This window comes from Alexandriicola marinus, assembly GCF_004000435.1.
GTDB classification, from domain to species: Bacteria; Pseudomonadota; Alphaproteobacteria; order Rhodobacterales; family Rhodobacteraceae; genus Alexandriicola; species Alexandriicola marinus.
In genome coordinates this window covers 635,747-661,005 of record NZ_RBVZ01000002.1, presented here as the reverse complement: position 1 = coordinate 661,005, position 25,259 = coordinate 635,747, and the positions used below count along the sequence as shown (strand labels likewise).

Here is a 25,259-nt window from a genome sequence, read left to right as displayed (position 1 = left end):
ATGAGGTCTTGCCGTCCTTTCCTTTGCTCTCTTTATAGAGCGCTTCAAGTCGCTTACACCCCCAGCCGCACCAGAGGAAGCGCGCCATGCCTGAATTGCCAGAGGTAGAGACAGTCCGTCGCGGGCTTGAGCCCGCAATGGCGGGGCAGGTGATCGCGCAGGCACAGGTCAACCGGCCCGACCTGCGCTGGCCCCTTCCCGAGGCAATGGCGGATCGACTTCAGGGCGCGACGGTAACGGCCCTGCGCCGCCGGTCGAAATATATCCTTGCGGATCTTTCGACCGGAGAGACGCTGATCATCCACCTCGGCATGTCGGGCAGAATGCTGATTTCGGGTCTGGCGATCGGTCAGTTCCACCACGATCACCCGGCCCCGCAAAAACATGATCATGTGATCCTCGAGATGGGGAACGGCGCGCGGATCACCTTCAATGATGCAAGGCGTTTCGGGGCGATGGACCTTGCACCGACGGTTTCTGTCGAAGAGCATTGGCTGCTGCGCGACCTTGGGCCCGAGCCGTTGGGGAATGCGTTTGACGGCCCCTATCTTGCCGGGCGTCTCAAAGGGCGAAACACGCCGATGAAGTCGGCCCTGCTCGATCAGAGAATCGTCGCGGGTCTGGGGAATATTTATGTGTGCGAGGTTTTGCACCGCTCTGGCATCAGTCCTCGGCGCAAGGCAGGCAATATTTCTTCGGCCCGCGCCGCGGGCCTTGTGCCCGTCATCCGCGATGTGCTGAACGACGCGATCGAGGCCGGCGGATCATCCCTGCGTGATTATCGCCAAGCCGATGGTGAGCTTGGATATTTCCAGCACACATTCCGTGTCTATGACCGCGAGGGGGAGCCTTGCCGGGGCGAGGGGTGCGGGGGCACGATTCGCCGTGTTGTCCAGTCCGGTCGCTCGTCGTTCTATTGTCCGTCATGTCAAAGATGACTTGATCCCCGCCCCGCAATTGTTAGTCCTACGCTTCGGGACACGAGATCGAGGGGCGCCGCAATGGCCTACGAGACCATTACTGTCGACATATCCGACTATATCGCGACGATCACCCTCAACCGGCCAGAGGCGATGAACGCCCTGAACAAGCAGATGATGACCGAGCTTGCCCAGGCGATGGAAGAGGCCGACCGGAACGACAAGGTGCGCTGCATCATCCTCACTGGATCGGAAAAGGCCTTCGCGGCTGGCGCCGATGTCAAGGAGATGGCGGACAAGACCTTTGTCGAGATGTTCTACAACGACCCGTTCTCCGGCCCGAGCGATCGGATCTGCAACGTCGGCAAGCCGGTCATCGCGGCCGTGTCCGGCTATGCGCTGGGCGGTGGATGCGAACTTGCGATGCTGTGCGATTTCATCATCGCGGCCGATACGGCCAAGTTCGGTCAGCCGGAAATCAACCTTGGCGTTGTCGCTGGAATCGGTGGAACCCAGCGGCTGACGCGCTCGGTGGGCAAGTCCAAGGCGATGGACATGCATCTGACAGGGCGGTTCATGGATGCCGAAGAGGCCGAAAGATCGGGCCTTGTGAGCCGTGTCGTGCCGGTCAAGAAACTCATGGACGAGGCGCGCAGCGCTGCGGTCAAGATCTCCGAGAAGTCGCTCCTTGCCGCGCGCGCGGTGAAGGATGCGGTCAACCGCAGCTACGAGACGACGCTTGCCGAAGGCGTGCTCTATGAACGCAGGCTGTTCCAGTCGCTTTTTGCGACAGAGGATCAGTCCGAAGGCATGTCCGCATTCACCGAAAAGCGCGAGGCACAATTCCGGGATCGCTAACCAGCCCGAAGATTCCGGCTTCCATTTCCTGGGGATTGGTCCTAAGAGAGCGCAGAAATGCGTGTGAGGCCCGCTTTGGCCGGACGGAACCGGTTCCAAAACCCGGTCAATCGGCTTCGCCGCGTGATGGAAATGACATTTACGAAACGGAGCCGATAACATGGCAAACTCCCGTCAAGCTGCAAAGCGCGCCCGTCAGAACGAGCGTCGCTACGAAATCAACAAAGCCCGCCGTTCGCGCATCCGGACCTTCCTTCGCAAGGTCGAAGAGGCGATCGCCTCCGGTGACAAGGAAGCGGCACAGGCCGCCCTGCGCGCCGCCCAGCCCGAGCTGATGCGCGGTGTCACCAAGGGCGTGATGCACAAGAACACCGCCTCGCGGAAAGTCTCCCGTCTTTCGAGCCGCGTCAAAGCGCTCGGCTAAGACCCGGGATCAGTCCCGACAGAAACGGCGCGCGCCCCGGACAGGGCGCGCGCCGTTTGCGTTTCCGTCTGCGGTTCACAGGAATCACTCGCCTGTCTTGGGGTTCCCAAGTCGACCAAGGAGTCAAGAAAGCTTCCGTATATCGGCAGTGAACGCCATTGAGGTTGGCCTGCGGGACACATCCCGCCATCTAAGTCTACCGGATTCAACAGGCCGTGAGATTCGCGATTTGGCAAAGACAGAGTCAAGCCAAAGGTTCAGTTGAAGCTGCGCGACCGGGATTGGTAGCTTCATCATGCGATTCACGTCGTTCCTACTGGGGGGATGACCACGGTCAGTTCATCGACGCATCCGGGCAACTGCTCGCTCGGAATGATATGTTTTTGTCGATGCGCGCGCAGGTTTTGACACGGGCTCTCCGGCACGCCGGAGGCAGTGTCTTTATGTCCGGCTTGGGCCGGACGGCGCGGCCGTCTTCTCTCCGGTGCAAAGCTGTATTTGACCAGTGCCGTTTGCCGCCTTCAGGCGGTTCGGTGCGTCACCCGCCATTCGGGACAGTGGCGGGAGGCTTGGATGACGAGGTCGCGGAATGAAGCAAGTGCCGTAAGCAGCGACAGACAAGCTGCGTAATGGCCGGGAACGACCGATAGGTGTGGGCAATAATGACTGAAGAAATCTGGGGTCAAGTTCTGGAAGATTTGCGCCTTGCGATCGGGGCAAACAACTTCTCGAACTGGATCGAGCCGCTTGAACTTGACGCGATAACGGACGGTGTTGCGACGTTCAGGGTCCCGACGAACTTCATCGGGAATTACGTGTCACAGAATTTCGGCGACCAGATTCTCTATCACGTGAATCGGACGGGGACCGAGGTTCAGCGTCTGAAATTCGCAGCGACCGGTAAACCCGCACCGCGCCCGACGTTGCCCGTGGCTGACGAACAGGATGGTATCCGGATGAAAGACAGTGGCAACGGGATCGGTCTGGATGCCCGGTTCACCTTCGATACATTCGTCGTCGGCAAACCCAACGAACTGGCCCATGCAGCCGCGAGGCGGGTGGCCGAGGGGGGCGCGGTGTCGTTCAACCCTTTGTTCCTCTATGGCGGTGTGGGCTTGGGCAAGACCCACCTGATGCATGCCATTGCGCATGAACTTCGCGCGCGCCGCCCCGAATTCAATGTGCTCTACCTGTCTGCTGAACAATTCATGTATCGGTTCATCACGGCGCTGCGTGAAAAGCGGATGATGGATTTCAAACAGCTGTTCCGGTCTGTCGATGTCCTGATGGTCGATGACGTCCAGTTCATGGCCGGCAAGGATTCCACGCAGGAGGAGTTCTTCCATACGTTCAACGCCCTCGTTGATGGCCACAAGCAGATCATCATCTCGGCCGACCGCGCGCCGGGCGACATTGCCGATCTCGAGGATCGGATCAAATCGCGGCTGCAATGCGGTCTGGTCGTCGATCTGCATCCCACCGATTACGAACTTCGTCTAGGGATCCTTCAGACGAAGGCGCAGCTCTACCGGTCTGAATATCCCAATCTCGAAATCCGCGACGGTGTTCTGGAATTTCTGGCGCACCGCATCTCGTCGAATGTGCGGGTTCTCGAGGGGGCTCTGACCCGTCTCTTTGCCTTTGCCAGCCTGGTTGGCAAACCCATCACGATGGAACTGGTGCAGGATTGCCTTGCCGATGTGCTCAAGGCCTCGGATCGCAAGATCACGATCGAGGAGATTCAGCGCAAGGTCAGCGATCACTACAACATCCGGCTGTCGGACCTTGTGGGTCCGAAACGTCTGCGGATCTATGCTCGGCCTCGTCAGGTCGCGATGTATCTGGCCAAGCAGCACACCAGCCGCTCCCTGCCGGAAATCGGCCGGCGCTTCGGCAAGCGCGATCACACGACCGTCATGCACGGGATCAAGCGGATCGAGGAGTTGATGGCAACCGACAGCCAGATCGCCGAGGATGTGGAACTGCTTCGGCGCGCTCTCGAAGCTTGACCGCCACACCCCGCTCGCCCAAAACACAAACATCACTTGAGTAGGAAGGGAAAACCGGTAGGTTTCCCCTCCCGGACAGGATGGTCCGTCCAGAAGCGGAGCGAGGGACATGAAATTCAGCATCGAGCGTGGCGCGCTCCTCAAGGCCGTTGCACAGGCCCAATCCGTGGTGGAGCGGCGCAACACAATTCCGATCCTCGCCAACGTCCTGATCGAGGCCGAGGGGTCCGACGTTCAGTTCCGTGCGACAGACCTTGATATCGAGGTCGTTGACCGGGCCCCGGCGCAGGTCGAAAGGGCCGGCGCCACGACGGTTTCGGCGGTCACGCTCAATGAAATCGTCCGAAAGCTGCCCGATGGGGCGCTTGTCACGCTGTCGGACAACGCGCAGTCGGGGCGACTGACCATCGAGGCGGGGCGATCGAATTTCTCGCTGGCGACGCTGCCGCGCGAAGATTTTCCCGTGATGGCCAGCTCGGAATACAGCGCGAATTTCGGGGCAAAGGCCGCTGTCCTTCGCCGTCTGTTCGACAAGTCGAAATTCGCGATCTCGACTGAAGAGACCCGCTACTACCTCAACGGTGTCTACATGCACGTGGCCGAGAGGGACGGCGGCCAAGTGCTGCGTTGCGTGGCGACCGATGGGCATCGCCTGGCCCGGATCGATGCCGAGTTGCCCCCCGGCGCCGAAGCGATGCCCGGCGTCATCGTTCCGCGCAAGACAGTGGGAGAGCTGCGCAAGCTGCTGGACGAAGATGACATGGAAATCGCCGTTTCGGTCAGCGAAACCAAGGTTCGCTTCGCGACGCCCGCCATCACCCTGACCTCCAAAGTCATCGACGGGACGTTCCCGGACTACACGCGGGTCATTCCGCAGGGGAACACGCGCAGGCTCGAGGTGGATGCCGCCGATTTCGCCAAGGCCGTCGATCGTGTAGCGACCGTCTCGTCCGAGCGGTCGCGGGCCGTGAAGATGAGCCTCGATGAAGACCGGCTTGTCCTGTCCGTCAATGCGCCCGACAGCGGCGCTGCGGAAGAGGAACTGGCGGTTGCCTATGGCGATGAGCGGCTTGAAATCGGTTTCAACGCGAAATACCTGCTGGAAATCGCCAGTCAGGTCGACCGTGAGAATGCGGTGTTCTTGTTCAATTCCTCTGGCGACCCGACCCTGATGCGTGAAGGCAATGACGAGACGGCGGTCTACGTCGTGATGCCGATGCGCGTCTGATCCGCGATCCGGGGCAGCGCCCGGCATCCATTCAGCCATCCGCATCACGATCAACGGAGGACGGAATGCGCCGCCAGGTCATATCACGCATCGGGCTGCGGCATTTCCGGTCTCACAGGAAGGTCGATCTTGAATTCGACGGCAGACCGATGGCGATCTTCGGCCCCAACGGGGCAGGCAAGACGAACCTGATCGAAGCCATTTCACTTTTGTCGCCGGGGCGCGGGCTCAGGCGGGCCACGAGTGATGATTTTGTCCGGCGACCCGAGGCGCTTGGCTGGAAGATCACGGCAAGCCTTGGGTCGGGTCATGACATCGAAACATGGGCAGAGCCGGGTGCCGGGCGGCAGGTCCGGATCGACGGCAAGGCGCAGCCGCAGGTCGCGTTGGGGCGCATCGTCCGGCTATTGTGGCTTGTGCCGACGATGGACCGGCTCTGGATCGAAGGCGCCGACGGACGACGCCGCTTCCTTGACCGGGCCGCGCTGAGCCTTGATCCCGGCCACGCCGAGGCGGTGCTGAGCTATGATCGCGCCATGCGCGAGAGGAACCGTCTGCTCAAGGACATGGTGCGCGATTCCCATTGGTATACCGCGCTCGAGATGCAGATGGCGGCCAGTGGCCACCTGATCACCGAAGGCCGCCGGGCCGCGATCTCGGCGCTGATGTCTGCGCAGGCCGTTGCGAGCGATGTGTTTCCCGCCTCGCGCCTGTCGCTGTCACATGCAGAGGGAGACCTGCCCGACGGGGAAGACGCGCTCAGGACCGCCCTTGCCGACGGGCGCGCGCGCGATCTCGCGGCGGGCCGGACCCTGATCGGGCCTCATCGTTGCGATCTGGAGGCCGTCTGGGAGGCCAAGGACATGGCCGCCCGCGATTGCTCCACCGGAGAGCAGAAGGCGCTCCTGATCTCGCTGATCCTCGCCAATGTCCGCGCGCTTGGCGAGGGCTCCCCGCGGATCCTGCTGCTGGACGAGGTGGCGGCACATCTTGATGCCGGTCGGCGCGCGGCCCTTTACGACGAGATCCGCGCCCTTGGCGTGCAGGCCTTCATGACGGGAACCGGCCCGGAATTGTTCGACGATCTGGGCGCGTCGGGCCAATTTCTTGAAGTCACGGATGAAAATGGAGAATCGGTGGTGCGCTATGCTGATTGAACGGATCGAGGAAATGCATCTGACGCCCGAACTGGACCGAGAGATCGCGGGCCTCTTGCTGACAGCCTTTGATACCGAATTCGGGGGCAATTCCTTTTACAAGCAACGCCATCACGTCCGGCTGACGGCTCGCGACGCGGGGCGGCTCGTGGGCCACATGGCGCTATGTTTCCGCGCCATCCGGATCGGCGACGAGATGGTCGATATCGTCGGACTTGGCGAGGTCAGCACCGCGACCGACCGCCGGGGCGAAGGCATCGCCTCGATGCTGCTGGACCGGGCGATCGCCGAGGCGCGTGAGACCAAGGCCGACTTCTTCGTGCTGTTCGGCACCGCGCTTCTTTACCCCGCGGCCGGGTTTCGGGCGGTTGGCAATCCGGTGCGGTTCCTGCGGATCGAGGGCGGTCGGTCGATCGATATCGAAGAGGGGCCGTCATCGGACTTGATGGTGCTTGAGATGCGTGATCGGGCATGGCCCTCCGACCTGCAAGTCGATCTGCTCGGCCCGATATTCTGACAGCTTGCGCACACACGAAATATTGCGGTTTCGACGTGACAATCTGCCGCCGGATCCCTATATTTTGGGTTTGAATAGCGAAGGTTCCGAGCATGTCCGACATACCCGCAAGCCAACCTGAATACGGCGCGGATTCTATCAAGGTTCTCAAGGGGCTGGATGCTGTCCGCAAGCGTCCTGGCATGTATATCGGCGACACGGATGACGGCTCCGGCCTGCATCACATGGTCTATGAAGTCGTGGATAACGGCATCGACGAGGCTCTGGCCGGGCACGCAGACTATGTAAACGTGAAAATTCATGCCGACAGCTCGGTCTCGGTGCGGGACAACGGGCGCGGCATTCCCGTCGGCCATCATGAGGAAGAAGGCGTCAGCGCGGCCGAGGTCATCATGACCCAGCTCCATGCCGGCGGAAAGTTCGACAACAATTCCTACAAGGTCTCCGGCGGTCTGCACGGGGTTGGTGTGTCGGTCGTCAACGCCTTGTCGGACTGGCTCGAGCTGCGGGTCTGGCGCGATGGCAAGGAGCATTTCGCAAGGTTCGAGGGCGGCTACACGGTCGAGCATCTCAGGGTCACCGGCGATGCCGTCGGTGAGACAGGCACCGAGGTCCGGTTCCTTGCGTCGACGGATACTTTCTCGAACCTCGACTACAGCTTCGACGTTCTCGAGAAACGCCTGAGGGAGCTGGCTTTTCTCAATTCCGGCGTGCGGATCATCCTCGAAGACGAACGCCCCGCCGAGCCTCTCAAATCCGAGCTGTTCTACGAAGGCGGGGTTCGGGAATTCGTCAAGTATCTGGACCGGCACAAGACGGGCATGATGCCCGAACCGATCCATGTGGTCGGCGAAAAGGATGATATCGGCGTCGAAGTCGCGATGTGGTGGAATGACAGCTACAACGAGATGGTTCTGCCCTTCACCAACAACATCCCGCAGCGCGATGGCGGCACGCATATGGCGGGCTTTCGGGCTGCGCTGACGCGAACGATCGGCAAATACGCTCAGGAAAGTGGCATCGCGAAGCGCGAAAAGGTGAATTTCACCGGCGACGATGCGCGCGAAGGGCTGACTTGCGTCCTGAGCGTCAAGGTTCCCGATCCGAAATTCTCCTCCCAGACCAAGGACAAGCTGGTCTCGTCCGAGGTGCGCCCGGCCGTCGAAAGCCTCATGAACGAGAAGCTTTCTGAGTGGTTCGAAGAAAACCCGAATGAAGCCAAGGTCATCGTCGGCAAGATCGTCGAGGCCGCGCTGGCCCGTGAAGCGGCGCGCAAAGCGCGCGAGCTGACCCGGCGCAAGACGGCGATGGACGTGAATTTTCTTGCCGGAAAACTCAAGGATTGCTCCGAAAAGGATCCTTCGAAGACCGAGGTGTTCCTCGTCGAGGGGGACAGTGCTGGCGGGTCGGCCCAGACGGGTCGGGACCGGAGGACACAGGCCGTTCTGCCCCTGCGCGGCAAGATCCTGAATGTGGAGAGGGCGCGGTTCGACCGGATGCTCGGCAGCCAGGAGATCGGGAACCTCGTCATGGCGCTGGGCACCGGGATCGGCCGCGACGAATTCAACATCGCAAAGCTGCGCTACCACAAGATCGTCATCATGACCGATGCCGACGTGGACGGCGCGCATATCCGGACGCTTCTTCTGACATTCTTCTTCCGTCAGATGCCGGAACTGATCGAGGGCGGATATCTCTATATCGCTCAGCCGCCGCTCTACAAAGTCGCGCGCGGCAAGTCGGAGGTTTACCTCAAGGATCAGGCAGCGCTTGACGAATACCTGATCGATCAGGGCCTCGACAGCACGCTCCTGCGGTTGCAGGACGGGACTGAACTGGCCGGTGCCGATCTGCTCCGCGTGGTCGAAGAGGCCCGCCAATTGCGGCGCGTGCTGGATGCGTTCCCGACTCATTATCCCCGTCACATCCTTGAACAGGCCGCGATCGCCGGGGCCTTTGTTCCGGGCGCCGTGGATTCCAATCTGCAAGGCGTGGCCGATCTGGTGGCCAAGCGGCTTGACCTGATTGCGCTGGAATACGAACGCGGCTGGCAGGGCCGGATCACGCAGGACAAGGGCATCCGACTTGCACGCATCCTGCGCGGTGTCGAAGAGGTTCGCACGCTTGACGGGCCTATGCTTCGGTCCGGCGAGGCGCGCCGCACCGGAAGTTTCACCCGTTCCCTGCAGGAGATCTACAACCTGCCCGCCACCCTGATCCGCAAGGATCGGTCCCAGATCATCTATGGCCCGCTCGACCTGCTCAAGGCGATTCTCGAAGAGGGTGAACGCGGTCTGACATTGCAGCGCTACAAAGGGCTGGGGGAGATGAACCCGGATCAGCTTTGGGAAACAACGCTGGACCCGGACGGGCGGACGCTCCTGCAGGTCAAGGTCGATGACGTGGCAGAGGCGGACGATCTGTTCACCAAGCTGATGGGCGATGTGGTCGAGCCGCGCCGCGAATTCATCCAGACCAACGCACTCAGCGTCGAGAACCTCGATTTCTGATCGGTTCGGCTAGTCCAGAACGGCCACGATCGGACCCATGGCAAAGCCGGGGTCCGATCGGCCGAAACCCGGTGCATGCAGACGCGAGACACGCCCGTCGAAGTAAAGCGCCTGATCGAGCCCCAGCTCATCGCGAAAGACCCGGGCAAATTGGTGAAACGTGACGGGTTGGTTGGAAATGACAAAAACGGCCCGCGTGCCGGCATCGTCGGTGCCGACGCCATTGCGCACAAACCGGGATTCCGACTCCGGCAGAAACCGGGGGTGCAGTTCGCCGTCGATGACCAGCATCGGGCCCGATTGGGTGGCGTAGGTGCAAACCGGCGGCGCATCCTGATAGCGCAATGTCTCGATCACGCGGGCCCGATCAGCCTCGATGCAAAAAACGCCATTGGGGAGGAGCCCGAAATTGCCCGGACCTGCCGATGCAATGACGCGCATCCGTTCCTCGCCATCTATGACAAGGTGTCCGACAGGCGACCGGTCGGGGTGATACATCCCGGCGTTCATCGCAAGGATGACGCCGCGCGGCGCTGCAGCCTCTTCGATCGCGTCGAAACTGCCCAGAACCTCACCGTCAGCATCTGCGTGAAACAACTCGATCCGGTCGCGCGCCGGGCGCGTCTCGCAGATGGTGAAGCTCAGTCCTTCGAAGATGATGTCCCGACACTCGGTGGCGCGCGCCTGCGAAGGGCTACCGATGATCAGCGATACTGCAAGGCCGAGGAGGGCGAGCCTCATTCCTCAACGTCCCTCCGGACCTTTTCGTCGGCGAACAATCTGGCCGTCGCGTCGATTCGGTCAAAGGTGTCGTCGATCTCGAAACGCAGTTCGGGCGCATATTTCAGCTTGAGCCCGCCAGCGACTGTCCGTCGCAATTCATGCCGCGCCCGCCTGAGAGCATCGAGGGCTTTCTCCCGGTCATCGCCGCCAAGGGGCAGGACATAGGCCGTCGCGATCCGAAGATCGGGCGACACGCGCACCTCTCCAACGGTGATCGACATGTCCAGAAGGTCGGCATCATGCACATCGCCGCGCTGAAGGATTTCCGACAGCCGCCGGCGGATCAGTTCCCCCACCCGCAGTTGCCGCTGAGACGGGCCAGCACCAGGGTGGCCGTCATTTGATCCATGCTTTTTCATGATCGCTACCTATGATCTGTGCGCCGCGTTGCCAAGCGGCCCGTTTGCGGGCAAGCGGGCTTCCCGTTATGTGAGCATAGGCATTGTCTGGGGAATGATCGATGACAGATACAATTGCGGTGGTGATTACCGGGGCATCCGGCCGAATGGGCCAGATGCTGATCCACGAGGTACTCAGATCCGACAAGGCTCAGCTGGTGGCGGCCCTCGAACGACCTGAACATCCCTGGGTTGGCCGGGATGTTGGCGAGGCGATGGGCGGTGCCCCGGTCGGGATCGCGGTAACGGACGATCCGCTTGCGGCCTTTGCCAAGGCACAGGCGGTGATCGACTTCACGGCGCCTGCGGCCAGTGTCGAATTCGCGGGCCTTGCCGCACAGGCGCGGGCCGTTCACGTTATTGGAACGACGGGTTTTTCCACGGATGACCTTGCCGCAATCAGCGCCGCTGCGCGGCACGCCATCATCGTGCGGGCCGGCAACATGAGCCTTGGCGTCAACCTTCTGACCCTGTTGACCCGAAAGGTCGCGGCTGCACTGGGCGAGGATTTCGATATCGAGATCATCGAGGCCCACCACAACAAGAAGGTCGATGCGCCATCGGGGACCGCCCTGATGCTTGGCCATGCCGCCGCCGAAGGCCGCGGGGTCGAGCTGGACCAGGTGGCCGACCGGGGTCGCGACGGGATCACCGGAGCGCGCGAACGGGGGCACATCGGCTTCACTGCGATACGCGGTGGCGACATCGTCGGAGAGCATGATGTGCTGTTCGCAGCACCGGGAGAGCGGATCACCCTGCGACACGTGGCGACCGATCGGGCCATTTTTGCCCGCGGCGCGCTTCGTGCGGCCCTTTGGGGGCACGAACAGGGACCGGGCGAATATGACATGATCGACGTGCTGGGTTTGCGGGATCTCGCCTAGCGGGAACTGAACCGATTGGTGACTTGTCCCGTATAGAGACCAGTTGCCAAGAGGAGAGGTTCCATGAAACGCATTTTTGCTGCAGCCCTTGTCGCGGTTGGTTTGGCTGTACCCGCATCCGCGCAGGACTTCGTTCCCGTAAAGGATAGATCGGCATTTCTGGACCTTGTGAACGGCAAAGAACTTCGGATCGGACTTTACGGGCTGAGCCTGAATGTCCTGCCCGATGGGCGCATCGCCGGAAGTGCGGTCGGCCGGACGGTGACCGGCAACTGGAGCTGGGAAAACGGATATTTTTGCCGCGACATGGACTGGGGCGAGCGGGATATCGGCTATAATTGCCAATTGGTCGAGGTGAAGGGATCCAACGAGATGCGGTTCACCGTCGATCGTGGCGAAGGCCAATCTGCGACCTTCCGTCTGCGCTGACACGCATCAGAAGTCGATCGCGATCCCCTTCTTCTCCCAATCGCCATAGCGAACGGGCTCAGGTCCGGTTGGTCCGCCAATCTCGGTCGGGCGGTCTGAGCCGTCGGCCTCGCGCGCCTTGCGTCGGGCCTCGGCTTCGGCAAGCGCGCGCCGGGCAGCAGGCGGAAGATCTGTCGGTTCGGGTGTCTTCTCTGTCATCGGGCCCTCACTCGCAGTTGTGGACTGGCATTGCGTGATATACGCCGCAGGTCACTTACAACAAGTCGGTGCAGCATGGAACGCAAGGTCGACGAGACGGGTTTGGCACCCAGAAAGGCCGCGCTGAGGCTGCTTGGCGGGATCATTGGCGAAGGCCGGCTTCTGTCCGAACTGATCGCAGGCGGCACTCTGGATCACCTCGCCAATGAAGATCGGGCCCGGGCCCAGCGACTTGCGCTGATGACGCTGAGGTCACTGTCGAGGGCCGATGCGATCCTGAAGCCCCTGCTCAGAAAGGCGCCGCCTCTGGCGGTGCGTAATGCGCTCCGGCTTGGCGTGGTCGAGATTTGCGAAGGTGCTGCAGCGCATGGTGTCGTGAATTCCATCGTGGCGATCGTGGGCAAGGGCAAGCGAACGGCTAGCTATCGCGGCCTGTCGAATGCCGTCCTGCGCAAGGTGGCCGAGACCGGGCCGGCGCGCTGGCCTGATCTTCCGTCCCAGAAGCTGCCAAGATGGCTGCGTGGTCCGCTGGCCGAGGCATGGGGAAATCCCGCCATCGCGGCAATGGAACGGGTCTTTTCCCAAACGCCGCCGATTGACCTGACCCCGCGTGAGGATGCCGAAGCGCTCGCGCGCGACGTTGGAGGAACGGTCCTGCCGTCCGGTTCGGTCAGGTTGGGATCGACCGGGCAGATCTCGAAACTGCCCGGCTATGCCGAGGGTCGTTTCTGGGTTCAGGATGCCGCCGCGGCCATCCCGGCACGTATTCTGGCGGCGCGTCCCGGCGAACGTGTCCTCGACTTTTGCGCCGCCCCCGGAGGCAAGACACTTCAGCTTGCGGCCGCCGGCGCCGATGTCACGGCGGTCGACATTTCCTCCGACAGGCTGGAGCGACTAGGGGAAAACCTCGGCCGGACGGGGCTTGTGGCCCGGGTCATCACGTCTGACGCGCTGGAGTTCACCGAAGCCGGCTTTGATGCGATCCTTCTGGATGCGCCGTGTTCGGCAACGGGGACGATCCGCCGCCATCCTGATCTGCCGTTCGCCAAGGATGGCGCCGAATTCGCGGGCCTCTTCGATCTGCAAGCGCGGCTGATCGACCACGCGCTTGGGCTGCTGCGCCCCGGGGGGCGTCTGGTCTATTGCACCTGCAGCCTTTTGCCCGACGAGGGCGAGGTTCAGGTCGAGGAGGCCTTGGCGCGTCACCCCGGGCTGGAGGCCGACACGGCCGCGCTCACTGTTCCCGGCGTCGAAACCGCGTGGCTTTCCGAAGAGGGTGGGCTGCGTCTCAGGCCCGACTACTGGAGCGACCTTGGCGGTATGGATGGTTTCCATATCGCCTGCCTGCGAAAGCCTGCGTGACTTCGCGCATTGATGCGGCTAGACTTACCACAATCAAGAGATGTGAAACACATCCTTCAGAGGCAGTTGCAGTGTGACCCAGTACCGTCGGATCGCGGAGCGTGGGACGCTCTTTTTGAATCGTTTCCATGTCCGGATGGCGGGCAGGGCCGAACCCGCGTCTGCCTTTGTCACGGCGCCAGAGCCGCGCACAATCGGACTTTATGCCCGTGGGCGACAGCTGATCGCCGGCAACTTTCTTTTTGCCGGCCACCTGATCGAGGCACCAGACACATCGATTTGGGATATCGCTCCAGAGGATGCGCCTTTCGCACCGCTGCTGCATGGCTGCGCGTGGCTGGATGATCTCGCCGCGGTTGGCGATCACAAGGCGACCGAGCGGGCGCAGACCTGGGTCTATGACTGGATCGAACGATTTGGGCGCGGAACCGGGCCGGGCTGGACGCCGGGGATCACCGGCCGACGACTGATCCGCTGGATCAACCATGCGATCCTGCTGATGCGTCTGCGTCCCAAAGAGGATGGCGACGCCCTGTTCGCAAGCCTGTCTTGCCAGACCCGGTTTCTGGTCAAGCGCTGGAAGATCGCCGATCCCGGCATCGACAGGCTCGAGGCTCTGACGGGTGTGATCTATGCGGGTCTTGCCCTGGAGGGGATGCAGGAACTTGTCGCGCCCGCGATCCAGGCGCTGGGCCGCGAATGTATCGAGACGATCAACGAAGACGGCAGCATTCCAAGCCGCAATCCCGAAGAACTCCTCGAGGTTCTGACGCTCCTGAACTGGGCGGCGCTTGCAATCGAACAATCCGGCCAGCCTCTGCCACTGGGCGTCGCTCAGGCGCGGCAGAAGATCGCGCCGACATTGCGCGCGCTGCGGCATTCGGACGGATCGCTCGCACGGTTTCACGGGGGCGGGCGGGGTCTGGATGGCTGGCTCGATGCCGCCCTGTCGGGCAGCGGATCCCGCGAACGCCACGAGGCGGGGCTTGCCATGGGCTATGCCCATATGCTGGCCGGCCGGACCTCGATCATCGCGGATGCGGCGCCGCCCCCGCGTGGACCGGCCTCCGCGCGGGCCCATGCCTCGACACTCGCGATGGAGCTGACGTCGGGGCGGCGACCGCTGATCGTCAATTGCGGGTCGGGGGCCAGTTTCGGAGAGGAATGGCGCCGGGCGGGCCGGGCCACGCCCAGCCATTCGACGCTGAGCCTCGAGGGATATTCCTCCTCCCGTCTGGCGCCGCCGCAACGGCTTGGCGCTCGAACGGCCGAAATGCTGTCGGATGTTCCCGATCTTGTCCCGTTCGAGACGCATCGAACAAGCGACAGCCAGAAGATCGAGATGGCCCACAACGGGTGGCAGGGCACGCATGGCCTGACTCATGCGCGGACTCTGGAGATTGCGGCCGACGGGCGTGCGCTGGTGGGGGAGGATTACCTCACCACGCTGAGTGCCGCGGACGAGACCCGCTTTGACCGCGCGATGGATGCCGAGAAACTTCAGGGCATCCCCTATGCAATCCGTTTTCATCTGCATCCCGATGTGGATGCTGAAATCGACATGGGCGGCGCGGCTGTCTCCATGGCTCTCAAGAGCGGGGAGGTCTGGATTCTGCGCCAGATCGGAGCGCAGCAACTGGCGCTACAATCCTCGGTTTATCTCGAAACAGGGCGACTTCGGCCCCGTTCTACCAAACAGGTGGTTTTAACCGGCCGCGCAATGTCCTATGCGACGCGCATCCGCTGGTCGCTGGCCAAGGCGCAGGAAACGCCGACCGCCGTGCGCGACTATGCGGTCGATCCGCGAACGATCGGCTACACCCCCGACGGGCGCGAGATGCAAGACGAGGATGTGAACTGAAAGGCCGCCGGATGTCCGACCTAACCCCCCTTCGCCGGGCACTTCTGTCCGTTTCCGACAAGACCGGTCTGGTCGAACTGGCGCGCGCGCTTGCGGATCGCGGCGTGGAGCTGCTGTCAACGGGTGGCTCAGCGCGCACGCTTCGCGAGGCGGGGCTCGAGGTTGCCGATGTGGCCGAGATCACCGGCTTTCCCGAAATGATGGATGGGCGGGTCAAGACGCTTCACCCCAAGGTCCACGGCGGTCTGCTTGCCCTGCGCGACAACGACGAACACCTCGCCGCGATGGAGACGCATGGCATCGGGGCCATCGATCTGCTGGTCGTGAACCTTTATCCGTTCGAAGAGACGGTGGCCAAGGGCGCCGACTATGCCACCGCGATCGAGAACATCGATATCGGCGGACCGGCGATGATCCGGGCTGCGGCAAAGAACCATGCCTTCGTGTCCGTCGTGACGGATGTCGAGGATTATGACGCCCTTCTGGCCGAGCTCGAGTCGAACGACGGGCAGACAACGCGCGCTTTCCGCCAGCGGCTGGCCCAGATCGCCTATGCCCGGACGGGGGCCTATGATGCGGCCGTCAGCACCTGGATGGCCGGCGCCATCGCAGAACCCGCGCCACGCCGCCGGGTCTTTGCCGGGACCATCGCCCAGACGCTGCGCTATGGCGAAAACCCTCATCAGGATGCCGCGTTCTATACCGATGGAAGTCATGCGCCGGGTGTCGCGACCGCTATTCAGCATCAGGGCAAGGAGCTGAGCTACAACAATATCAACGATACAGATGCCGCGTTCCGTCTGGTGTCCGAATTCGACCCCGCCAACGGTCCGGCCTGTGCGATCATCAAACATGCCAATCCTTGCGGCGTGGCACGTGGCGAGACATTCGCCGATGCCTTCTCGCGCGCGTTCGATTGTGACCGGACCAGCGCCTTCGGCGGGATCGTTGCCCTGAACGGTATGCTGGATGGCGAGACGGCCGAACGTATCTCGGCCATCTTCACCGAGGTCGTGATTGCGCCCGAGGCCAGCCCCGAGGCGCATGAGGTCTTTGCCGCCAAGAAGAACCTTCGCCTGCTGACGACGGGTGGTCTGGCCGATCCGCTGGCGGCCCGTCTTGCAGTGAGGCAGGTGTCGGGCGGATGGCTTGTTCAGGATGACGACATCGGCCGGATCGGCGCATCCGACCTCAAGGTCGTGACACGCAAAGCCCCATCCGAGGCCGAGATCGCGGATCTGCTGTTTGCATGGACGGTCGCGAAACATGTGAAGTCAAATGCCATCATCTATGCGAAGCACGGCCAGTCGGTCGGTATCGGTGCCGGCCAGATGAGCAGGGTGGACAGCTCGACCATCGCGGCGCTCAAGGCCGCGCGGATGGGCGAGGAGCTGGGGCTCGATCAGAGCCCGGCGATCGGCTCCGTCGTTGCATCGGACGCGTTCTTTCCCTTCCCCGACGGTCTTCTGGCTGCGGCAGAAGCCGGTGTGACGGCCGTTATTCAACCGGGCGGCTCGATGCGCGACGACAAGGTGATCGAGGCCGCGGACGAGGCCGGGATCGCGATGGTATTCACGGGAATGCGTCATTTCCGGCACTGAACGAAAAGGGACCGACATGCGCCTGACCCTTTGGACATCTTTCTGGATCTTCCTCGTCGATCAGGCGACGAAATATGTCGTGGTGCATTGGCTCGATCTGATCAACCGTATGTCGATCGATGTCTTCCCACCATTTCTCGTGTTCCGGATGGCCTGGAACCGGGGTGTGAATTTCGGCCTGTTCTCGGGGCTTGATATGCGGTGGATCCTGATCGGGATCGCCCTTGGGATAACGGCCCTCGTCCTTTATTGGGTCCATCGCGACGGGGGCAGCCGCTGGACCTTTGTGTCTGCGGGCCTGTTGGTCGGCGGTGCGATCGGAAACGTGATCGACCGAATTCTTTACGGCGCGGTGGCCGATTTCCTGAACATGTCGTGCTGCGGGATCGAAAACCCCTATGCCTTCAACGTTGCCGATATCGCGATCTTTGTGGGCGCGATCGGGCTGGTGATCTTTACCGGTGACGGGGCGGGCAAGGGTAAGGGAAAGCCCCGCAAAAAGGCGGCGTGACGAATGCCGATGGCTGCGGTATTACCGGGAAAATCCTGATTGGGAAGGCTCATGCGCCGGACATTACTTGTCGCAACGATGATAGCTGCACTTTCGGCCTGTAGCGGTCGGGATAATCTGATGGTCGTCGATTCCGGGAACGGGCCGGATGAATTCTCGGTGATTCCGGCCCTGCCGCTTCAGGCCCCGGAAAGCCTGACCCTGCCTGCGCCGACGCCGGGGGGCACCAACCTGACCGATCCCGATCCCTTGGGTGATGCGATCCGGGCCTTGCGCGGCAACCCCGCCGCCACCGTCGCCGGCGGTGTTCCGGCCCGGGATGCAGCGCTTGTCGGCTTTGTTTCGCGCAATGGCGTCGATCCGTCGATCCGGGCCACGCTCGCCGAGGAAGACGCGGCATTCCGCGATCGGGCCCGGTTGGCACGCAGCTTCGACATTCTCGGGCAGGATCAGTATTTCCCCGCCTACCGGCGCTGGGCGCTTGACGCCTATGCCGAGCTGGAGAGATTCCGCGCGCTGGGCGTAGAGGTCCCGTCAGCGCCACCTCGCTAGGGCCTGTCGGCCAGGTTACAAAACCGTATCTTCACAAGCGCGTTGTGCCGCTTGCGTGAAGGGTGCAGGGCCCTACGTTCTTTCGGTGTGACCTTGAGGAGAGTTCCGTCAATGACCCGGCCACTTGCGCTTTTCCTGACTGCAGCCCTTTTGGTTGTCCTTCGCCTCGCTCCGGCGTATGCCGCCGAGCAGGTAACGACCTTCACACTCGACAATGGAATGGATGTCGTGGTGATCGAAGATCACCGTGCACCGGTTGTCGTGCATATGGTTTGGTATCGGACCGGATCGGCGGACGAGCCTCCGGGCGTGTCCGGCGTTGCGCATTTCCTTGAACATCTTCTTTTCAAGGCGACCGATACGCTTGAGGCCGGCGAATTCTCGGCGACGGTCGCGGCGAACGGCGGGACGGACAATGCCTTCACCAGCTATGACTACACTGCCTATTTCCAGCGCGTCGCAGCCGATCGCCTTCCCCTGATGATGCGGATGGAGTCGGACAGGATGAACAATCTGCGTCTGACCCCCGAAGACATCGAAACCGAGCGTCAGGTCATCATCGAAGAGCGAAATCAGCGCACCGAGAACAGCCCCGGAGCGCTGGCCGGTGAGCAGATCAATGCCGCACAGTTCCTGAACCATCGCTACGGCACGCCGATCATCGGCTGGATGCACGAGATGGAACAGCTGCAGATGCAGGACACGCTCGATTTCTACGATCTTTATTATTCCCCGAACAACGCGATCCTTGTCGTCGCAGGTGACGTGTATCCCGACGAGGTGCGCGCGCTTGCCGAGGAGTATTACGGCGTCATCCCGGCCGAACCGAACCTGCCGGATCGCGTTCGCCCCGCCGAACCGCCCCAGCGCGCGGAGCGGCGTCTGATCTATGAAGATCAGCGTGTCGCGCAGGATTACCTCTCGCGCAGCTATCTTGCCCCCGAGCGTGATCCCGGAAATCAGGAAACCGCCGCGGCGCTTGTTTATCTGGCCGAGGTGCTGGGCGGGTCGTCCTTCACGTCCGTTCTGGGCACGAAACTGACCTTTGAAAGCGACATCGCCCTGTTCTCCGGCGCGGGCTACAGCGGAAGCTCGCTTGATGACACGACATTCCGGATCACTGTGGTTCCCGCCGAGGGTGTCAGCCTGCAAGAGGCCGAAGACGCGATGGATCGTGCTATCGCCGAATTCATGGAGGAAGGCGTCGACGAAGATCAGCTCGAGCGGATCAGGACCCAGCTTTACGCCTCCGAGATTTATGCCCGGGATGATGTGTCGACACTGGCCCGGCGCTATGGCGCGGCATTGGCCCAAAGCCTGACAGTCGAGGACGTTCAGGCCTGGCCCGATATCCTTCAGCAGGTCACCGCCGACGACATCATGGCTGCGGCCGAACTGGTGTTCGATCGTAATCAGTCCGTCACCGCATGGATCGTCAACAACCGCGAGGAAGCACTGTGATGCGCCGTTTCATCCTTGGTATCTGCCTTGTCTTCGCGGGGGGCATCGCCAGCGCCGCAGTCGAGATCCAGACGATCACAACGCCCGAGGGCATCGACGCCTGGGTGGTCGAGGAGCGGTCCCTTCCCTTCATCGCGATGGAGGTGAGGATGGAGGGCGGTGCCAATCTTGATCGCCCCGGCAAACGCGGTGCGGTCAACCTGATGATGGCCCTTCTGGAAGAGGGCTCTGCCGACATGGACGCGCGCGAATTTCAGGAGGCGCGCGAATCGCTCGCCGCCTCTTTCACATTCCGGGCGTATGACGACACCGTCACCGTTTCGACCCGGTTCCTGACGGAAAAGTCCGACGAGGCGATCGCGCTCTTGCGGCAGGCGCTAGTCGAGCCCCGCTTTGATCCCGATGCGATCGAACGGGTCAGGGCGCAGGTTCTGGCGGGGATCGAGGCCGATGCCAAGAATCCGTCCCGCATCGCCGGCGACACGTTCTATGCCATGGCGTTTCCGGATCATCCCTATGGCTCCGACATGGATGGCACGGCGGAAACCGTCGCCGCATTGACCCGCGATGATCTCTTGCAGGCGCACCGGGATACGGTGACCCGGGCTGCAATCCACGTCTCGGTCGTCGGCGACGTGAACAGTGAGGAGGCTGCCCGTCTTGTCGACATGCTGCTGGCCGATCTTCCGGCCGAGGCCCCCGAACAACCGGGGCACGTGGAATTCGGTCTGGAAGGCGGGGTGACGGTTGTCGATTTTCCGACCCCGCAATCCGTGGCCCTGTTCGGGCACGACGGGATCGAACGGGATCACCCCGATTTCTTTGCGGCCTATGTGCTGAACCACATTCTTGGTGGCGGCAGCTTTGAAAGCCGGTTGATGAACGAGGTCCGAGAAAAGCGTGGTCTGACCTACGGCATCTCGACCTTCCTCGTCCCGCGAGAGAGGACGGAGATGGTTCTGGGTCAGGTTGCCTCGTCGAATGACCGGATTGCCGAGGCAATCGAAGTGATTCGTGCCGAATGGTCCCGCATCGCCGAGGATGGTGTCACGCAAGACGAACTGGATGCCGCCAAGACGTTCATCACCGGTGAATACCCCCTCAGGTTCGACGGGAACGGGCCGATCGCGGATATTATGGTCGGTATGCAGCAGGTCGGCCTGTCGCCCGAATACGTGGTCAACCGCAACGATTTCATCGAGGCCGTCACACTTGAAGAGATCAACCGCGTGGCCGCTGAACTTCTGGATGCCGATGCGCTGCATTTCGTGATCGTCGGTCAGCCGGAGGGTCTGGAAACCAACTGATTTTGCCTCGGGCGGTCGCCAAACCCCCTGTCAGAATCGCATAGGGTCATGCTATCCCTTGTGGCATGACCCTCGATGACCCCAATATCAGGACAAACCCGACGATCAGGCAGCTTGACGAAGCGGCGATCAACCGCATCGCGGCGGGCGAAGTTGTCGAACGGCCTGCATCGGCTGCCAAGGAACTCATCGAGAATGCGATCGATGCCGGTGCCGGCCGGATTGAGATCACGATTGCCGACGGTGGCCGCAGCCTGATCCGGGTGCGGGACGACGGTTGCGGGATGACCGCGGATGATCTGCCGCTTGCCCTGTCGCGCCACGCCACGTCGAAGATCGATGGCAGCGATTTACTGGATATCCACACGTTCGGCTTTCGCGGAGAGGCTTTGCCCTCCCTTGGCGCGGTCGGTCGGCTGACGATCACCAGCCGGCGGCAGGGCGAGGACGCGGCCTCGATCACCGTCGCGGGTGGCAAGGTGGGGCCCGTCAAGCCCGCAGCCCTTGGATCGGGCACGATCGTCGAGCTTCGCGATCTGTTTTATGCGACACCCGCCCGGCTGAAATTCCTGCGCACGGATCGCGCCGAGGGTCAGGCTCTGGTCGATGTCGTAAAGCGGCTGGCGATGGCCGAACCCTTCGTGACCTTCATCCTGCGCGATGCGTCTGATGGCGACGAAAAGATCAGGTTTCGCGCCGATGCGCAGACAGGCGATCTCTTCGATGCGCTGCATGGCAGGCTGGCCAGTGTGCTGGGCCGCGATTTCGCCGAGAATGCGGTGCCGCTTGATGCGGAGCGGGAGGGTTTTCACCTGACGGGCTATGCCGCCCTGCCGACCTATTCCCGTGGGTCGTCGGTCAGTCAGCATCTGTTCGTGAATGGCCGCCCCGTTCGGGATAAGCTGCTGATCGGCGCGCTTCGCGGGGCGTATTCGGATTTTCTCAGCCGGGATCGTCACCCGGCGGCTGTCCTTTTCGTGGATTGCGATCCGCACAAGGTCGACGTGAATGTTCATCCCGCGAAATCCGAGGTGCGGTTTCGGGATTCGGGGGTGGTGCGCGGGCTGATCGTGTCGGGCGTGCGCCATGCGCTGGCCGAAGCAGGACACCGTTCCTCCACCACGGTCGGGGCCGAAACGCTGGGCGCCATGTCGCCGGAGCCTCAGTCACCGCGCATCTACCAGATGGACAGGCCTGCCCCACGCTCCGCGCCGCCGCCGTCGATGGCGCCAATGACCGGCTTTGCCGAGGCGCCCTCCGCGCGGATCGAGGCGCCGTCGCAGGATGACAGCGGAGCCGAGGCCCGCCCCCTTGGTGCGGCACGGGCGCAGCTTCACGAGAATTACATCGTGGCGCAGACCGAAACCGGCATGGTCATCGTCGATCAGCACGCGGCGCATGAGCGGCTGGTCTATGAAAAGCTCAAGACGCAGATGGCCGAGAGGGGCGTTGCCTCGCAGGCGCTTTTGATCCCAGAGATCGTTGAGATGGACCCCTCCGACGCCGAGCGGGTGTTGGAGATTGCGGATGATCTGGACCGGCTGGGCCTTCGGATCGAGCCCTTTGGCGGTGCCGCCATCGCTGTGCGAGAGACCCCGGCCATCCTGGGCCATGTGGATTGCAGGGCGCTTCTGAACGACATTGCCGATGAGCTGGCCGATCTGGGAAGCTCGGCCACCGTGCAATCCAGGCTGGACGCCATCCTGAGCCGCGTCGCGTGTCATGGGTCGGTCCGGTCGGGCCGGCAGATGCGGGCCGACGAGATGAACGCCCTTCTGCGCGAGATGGAGGCAACCCCGCATTCGGGGCAGTGCAACCACGGTCGGCCGACATATGTCTCTCTCGAGCTGGCCGATATCGAACGGTTGTTTGGCCGCCGATGATCATGATCGGGGATCAGTCCTACGACCTGTCCGACCCGCTTGTCCTGGGGGTGCTGATCGGTGCGGTTCTTCTCCTCGCACTTTTCGTGATGATCGGGGTGACGCTTGGCCGGTCGGGCCGCTCGGCGCGCATGACCGAGGCGATGGCCGATCAGATGGCGCGCAATCTTGGTGCGCTGGGAAGCCGGGTCGAGGGTTTGTCGAATGCGCAGCAGCAGCTATCGGGTGGTCTGACCCATGTCTCCGAAGCGCAGGCGGCAAGCCAGGCGCAGATTCTGCGCCTGATGGAAGAGCGGTTGTCGAAGGTCACCGAGGTCATGACCCAGAACCTGTCGAGCACGTCGCGCAACACGGCCCAGAGCCTTGGCGAATTGCAGCAGCGTTTGCAGGTCATCGACAAGGCGCAGGAAAATATCACCAAGCTGTCAGGCGATGTGCTCAGCTTGCAGGACATCCTTTCGAACAAGCAGACCCGCGGCGCGTTTGGCGAAATCCAGCTGCATGATATCGTGTCGAAGGCCCTGCCGCCGGACAGCTATTCGCTGCAGGCGACCTTGTCGAACAACCGTCGCGCGGATTGCCTGATCCATCTGCCCAATCCACCGGGCCCGATCGTCATCGATTCGAAATTCCCGCTCGAGGCCTACGAGGCCTTGCGGGCCGCCCGGACCGACAGGGACTTGACCGAAGCCGCCCGCGCATTTCGCGGCGCGGTCCGGACGCATATCAAGGCGATTTCCGAACGCTATATCCTTGAGGGGGAAACCGCTGACGGGGCGTTGATGTTCCTCCCGTCCGAGGCCGTTTATGCCGAGATCCACGCCAATTTCTCGGATCTGGTGCAGTTGAGTTTTTCCGAACGTGTCTGGATCGTCTCGCCGACGACCTGCATGGCGACGCTCAACACGATGCGCGCGATCCTCAAGGATGCGCGGATGCGCGAACAGGCGGGCGCGATTCGCAAGGCATTGTCGCAGTTGCACCGGGATGTCGAACTCGTTGTCGAACGGGCGGGCAAGCTGGAAACTCATTTCGATCAGGCCCGCCGGGACGTTGAAGGGATCACCACGGCTGCAGAACGGGCGGGCAAACGTGCCGCCCGGCTTGATGCTTTTGATTTCGGCGATCAGGAGGTCGAGGGGCCGCAATCCGTCGTCCAATTGCGCGGGCCGGAGTGAAGGGGCGTTGCATGATCCCCCCCGGCGCGGATAACTTGCGCTAGGATTTGATGAGAGGAACAGGAAATGCGTTCGGGTATTCTGGCTGCTGCTGCCGCGGCGATGTTGCTCTCGGGGTGTGATGTCTTTACCGAAGGCTTCAGTGTCGAGCAGCTCGAGAACGAGTTGAACACCAACTATACCTTCGAAGCGATCGACACCGCGGCCTATCGCAGCTTCGCGTCGACCTATTCGGAGATGCCGTTCGAGTTCGGTGAGATGTCGATTGTCTCGGCCGAACATGGCGAGATCCACACCTACACTCTCGTTCGTTGTGGCGAGACTGTTTGTGGGGGGTCTGCGCATGGGCCTCGCGGCAGGGTGGAATCGACCCCGGATTACGTGATTGTCTCGGGTCTGTATAACCGGACATTCTGGCTGTCGCCGGGTGGTGATGGGGCGCTTGTCCGGTCGAGCGGTGAAACGGTGCCCCTTGCATGGGATTCGCTGACCGGCCCCTTCTAGTCGCGGCTCCAAAACGCAAAAAGCCCCGCATTATGCGGGGCTTTGTCGTTTCCGAAGTCGTGCTTCGCGTCAGATGCGGAACAGACCTTGCGTCAGGCGCGGGATCATCGCGTTGAACCTCAGCGGTGCGTCTGTCGCGGCAAGGCAGATGCAATCCACCCCGTCCTCGGCAACGGGCTTGTGTTCCAGATCTTCGTTGGCAACCTCGATGTCGCCGGGGCCAAACCGATCAGTCTCGTCCCGGAAGGCACCCTGAAGAACAAGCGTCAGTTCCGTTCCGCGGTGGCCGTGATCCGGAACCGCTACACCGCCCGGGATGCGCAGGAGACGAACCGTCGCGTCACCCGTGGTCTTGAGTATGGCCTGCTGCACACCGCCGCCGATCTTGCGCCAGTTCACCGCGTCGATATCATCGCCGACATAGTCCTGAAGCGGCGCAGGGAAGATCCCCTTCGTCGATCGGATCGGACGGGGTTCCTCGGCCCAGTCGGAACTGGTGATCAGGGCCATCGTCGCTTCAAAGCTGTCGTCATTCAGCTCTGCGGTGCCCACGTCTTCCATCATGGACCCGCCGACTGCATCGAACTCGTGCATTCGGGCGCGGCACTCGTCGCAAAGCGACACATGCGTGGCGACGACCACGTCGAACGCTTCGGGAAGCGTCCCCGCGGAATACGCCATCAACAGCGCGTCGGTCAGATGATGATTGATATCTTTCATGTGC

Annotated in this window: 24 protein-coding genes; 20 read left to right on the top strand and 4 right to left on the bottom strand. The window is 62.3% G+C overall.

What is annotated here, in order from left to right; all coding sequences use genetic code 11:
* Positions 1–86: 86 nt before the first annotated feature.
* The 8 genes from mutM to gyrB all read left to right on the top strand — a co-directional run bounded on the left by mutM (position 87) and on the right by gyrB (position 9,623).
* Positions 87–938, top strand: a complete 852-nt coding sequence (gene mutM, locus EP376_RS09610) for a bifunctional DNA-formamidopyrimidine glycosylase/DNA-(apurinic or apyrimidinic site) lyase (protein WP_127655324.1) — start codon at positions 87–89, stop codon at positions 936–938.
* A gap of 63 nt (positions 939–1,001) precedes the next feature.
* Positions 1,002–1,778, top strand: coding sequence for an enoyl-CoA hydratase (locus EP376_RS09605; protein WP_127655323.1), 777 nt, complete (start codon positions 1,002–1,004; stop codon positions 1,776–1,778).
* Between the two features lie 160 nt (positions 1,779–1,938).
* The gene (gene rpsT / locus EP376_RS09600) at positions 1,939–2,202 is read left to right on the top strand and encodes a 30S ribosomal protein S20 (protein WP_127655322.1); all 264 of its coding nucleotides are present in this window, start codon (positions 1,939–1,941) and stop codon (positions 2,200–2,202) included.
* Positions 2,203–2,864: 662 nt separating this feature from the next.
* Positions 2,865–4,211 carry a chromosomal replication initiator protein DnaA gene (gene dnaA, locus EP376_RS09595; protein ID WP_127655321.1) on the top strand — a complete coding sequence of 449 codons (1,347 nt, stop codon included), beginning with the start codon at positions 2,865–2,867 and terminating at the stop codon, positions 4,209–4,211.
* 109 nt (positions 4,212–4,320) lie between these two features.
* Complete coding sequence (gene dnaN, locus EP376_RS09590; RefSeq protein ID WP_127655320.1) at positions 4,321–5,439, top strand: DNA polymerase III subunit beta; 1,119 nt, start codon at positions 4,321–4,323, stop codon at positions 5,437–5,439.
* A 65-nt stretch (positions 5,440–5,504) separates the two neighbouring features.
* On the top strand, positions 5,505–6,596 hold the full coding sequence (recF, locus tag EP376_RS09585) for a DNA replication/repair protein RecF (protein ID WP_127655319.1): 1,092 nt from the start codon (positions 5,505–5,507) through the stop codon (positions 6,594–6,596).
* Positions 6,586–7,113, top strand: a complete 528-nt coding sequence (locus tag EP376_RS09580; RefSeq protein WP_164744899.1) for a GNAT family N-acetyltransferase — start codon at positions 6,586–6,588, stop codon at positions 7,111–7,113. Before recF ends, EP376_RS09580 begins: the two co-directional genes overlap by 11 nt.
* A gap of 92 nt (positions 7,114–7,205) precedes the next feature.
* Positions 7,206–9,623 carry a DNA topoisomerase (ATP-hydrolyzing) subunit B gene (gene gyrB, locus EP376_RS09575; protein WP_127655317.1) on the top strand — a complete coding sequence of 806 codons (2,418 nt, stop codon included), beginning with the start codon at positions 7,206–7,208 and terminating at the stop codon, positions 9,621–9,623.
* Between the two features lie 9 nt (positions 9,624–9,632).
* On the opposite strand, the gene EP376_RS09570 is transcribed toward gyrB, so the two are convergent.
* Both EP376_RS09570 and rbfA read right to left on the bottom strand, forming a co-directional pair.
* Entirely contained in the window at positions 9,633–10,364 is a 732-nt protein-coding gene (locus EP376_RS09570; RefSeq protein ID WP_127655316.1) for a phosphodiester glycosidase family protein, read from the bottom strand.
* A complete protein-coding gene (gene rbfA / locus EP376_RS09565; RefSeq protein ID WP_127655315.1) occupies positions 10,361–10,765 on the bottom strand; it encodes a 30S ribosome-binding factor RbfA in 405 nt (134 codons plus the stop codon). Before rbfA ends, EP376_RS09570 begins: the two co-directional genes overlap by 4 nt.
* 101 nt (positions 10,766–10,866) lie before the next feature.
* Between rbfA and dapB the strand changes: the two genes are divergently transcribed.
* Together dapB and EP376_RS09555 are read left to right on the top strand one after the other, a co-directional pair.
* A complete protein-coding gene (gene dapB, locus EP376_RS09560; RefSeq protein WP_127655314.1) occupies positions 10,867–11,688 on the top strand; it encodes a 4-hydroxy-tetrahydrodipicolinate reductase in 822 nt (273 codons plus the stop codon).
* Between the two features lie 63 nt (positions 11,689–11,751).
* Positions 11,752–12,117: a dihydrodipicolinate reductase gene (locus EP376_RS09555; protein ID WP_127655313.1), complete on the top strand. Its 366-nt coding sequence runs from the start codon at positions 11,752–11,754 to the stop codon at positions 12,115–12,117.
* Positions 12,118–12,123: 6 nt separating this feature from the next.
* Here the strand turns inward: EP376_RS09555 and EP376_RS09550 are convergent, their stop codons facing one another.
* Entirely contained in the window at positions 12,124–12,315 is a 192-nt protein-coding gene (locus tag EP376_RS09550) for a DUF1674 domain-containing protein (protein ID WP_127655312.1), read from the bottom strand.
* A gap of 75 nt (positions 12,316–12,390) precedes the next feature.
* On the opposite strand from EP376_RS09550, the gene EP376_RS09545 reads away from it, so the two are divergent.
* From EP376_RS09545 to EP376_RS09500, 10 genes are all read left to right on the top strand, one after another.
* On the top strand, positions 12,391–13,677 hold the full coding sequence (locus tag EP376_RS09545) for an RsmB/NOP family class I SAM-dependent RNA methyltransferase (protein ID WP_127655311.1): 1,287 nt from the start codon (positions 12,391–12,393) through the stop codon (positions 13,675–13,677).
* Between the two features lie 136 nt (positions 13,678–13,813).
* Positions 13,814–15,538 (top strand): heparinase II/III family protein, encoded by a 1,725-nt coding sequence (locus EP376_RS09540; RefSeq protein WP_127655919.1) that lies wholly within the window; start codon positions 13,814–13,816, stop codon positions 15,536–15,538.
* A gap of 11 nt (positions 15,539–15,549) precedes the next feature.
* A complete protein-coding gene (gene purH, locus EP376_RS09535; protein WP_127655310.1) occupies positions 15,550–17,139 on the top strand; it encodes a bifunctional phosphoribosylaminoimidazolecarboxamide formyltransferase/IMP cyclohydrolase in 1,590 nt (529 codons plus the stop codon).
* 16 nt (positions 17,140–17,155) lie between these two features.
* The gene (gene lspA / locus EP376_RS09530; RefSeq protein ID WP_127655309.1) at positions 17,156–17,650 is read left to right on the top strand and encodes a signal peptidase II; all 495 of its coding nucleotides are present in this window, start codon (positions 17,156–17,158) and stop codon (positions 17,648–17,650) included.
* Between the two features lie 120 nt (positions 17,651–17,770).
* Positions 17,771–18,202: a DUF3035 domain-containing protein gene (locus tag EP376_RS09525; protein ID WP_338068391.1), complete on the top strand. Its 432-nt coding sequence runs from the start codon at positions 17,771–17,773 to the stop codon at positions 18,200–18,202.
* A 111-nt stretch (positions 18,203–18,313) separates the two neighbouring features.
* Entirely contained in the window at positions 18,314–19,663 is a 1,350-nt protein-coding gene (locus EP376_RS09520) for a M16 family metallopeptidase (RefSeq protein WP_127655307.1), read from the top strand.
* Positions 19,663–20,970 carry a M16 family metallopeptidase gene (locus EP376_RS09515; RefSeq protein ID WP_127655306.1) on the top strand — a complete coding sequence of 436 codons (1,308 nt, stop codon included), beginning with the start codon at positions 19,663–19,665 and terminating at the stop codon, positions 20,968–20,970. Before EP376_RS09520 ends, EP376_RS09515 begins: the two co-directional genes overlap by 1 nt.
* Before the next feature lie 65 nt (positions 20,971–21,035).
* Positions 21,036–22,853, top strand: coding sequence for a DNA mismatch repair endonuclease MutL (gene mutL, locus EP376_RS09510; protein ID WP_203330984.1), 1,818 nt, complete (start codon positions 21,036–21,038; stop codon positions 22,851–22,853).
* Complete coding sequence (locus EP376_RS09505) at positions 22,850–24,031, top strand: DNA recombination protein RmuC (protein ID WP_127655304.1); 1,182 nt, start codon at positions 22,850–22,852, stop codon at positions 24,029–24,031. Before mutL ends, EP376_RS09505 begins: the two co-directional genes overlap by 4 nt.
* A 66-nt stretch (positions 24,032–24,097) precedes the next feature.
* A complete protein-coding gene (locus tag EP376_RS09500; RefSeq protein ID WP_127655303.1) occupies positions 24,098–24,535 on the top strand; it encodes a hypothetical protein in 438 nt (145 codons plus the stop codon).
* 69 nt (positions 24,536–24,604) lie between these two features.
* Here EP376_RS09500 and EP376_RS09495 read toward each other — a convergent pair whose 3' ends face one another.
* On the bottom strand, positions 24,605–25,255 hold the full coding sequence (locus EP376_RS09495; protein WP_127655302.1) for a ChrR family anti-sigma-E factor: 651 nt from the start codon (positions 25,253–25,255) through the stop codon (positions 24,605–24,607).
* Positions 25,256–25,259: the final 4 nt, after the last annotated feature.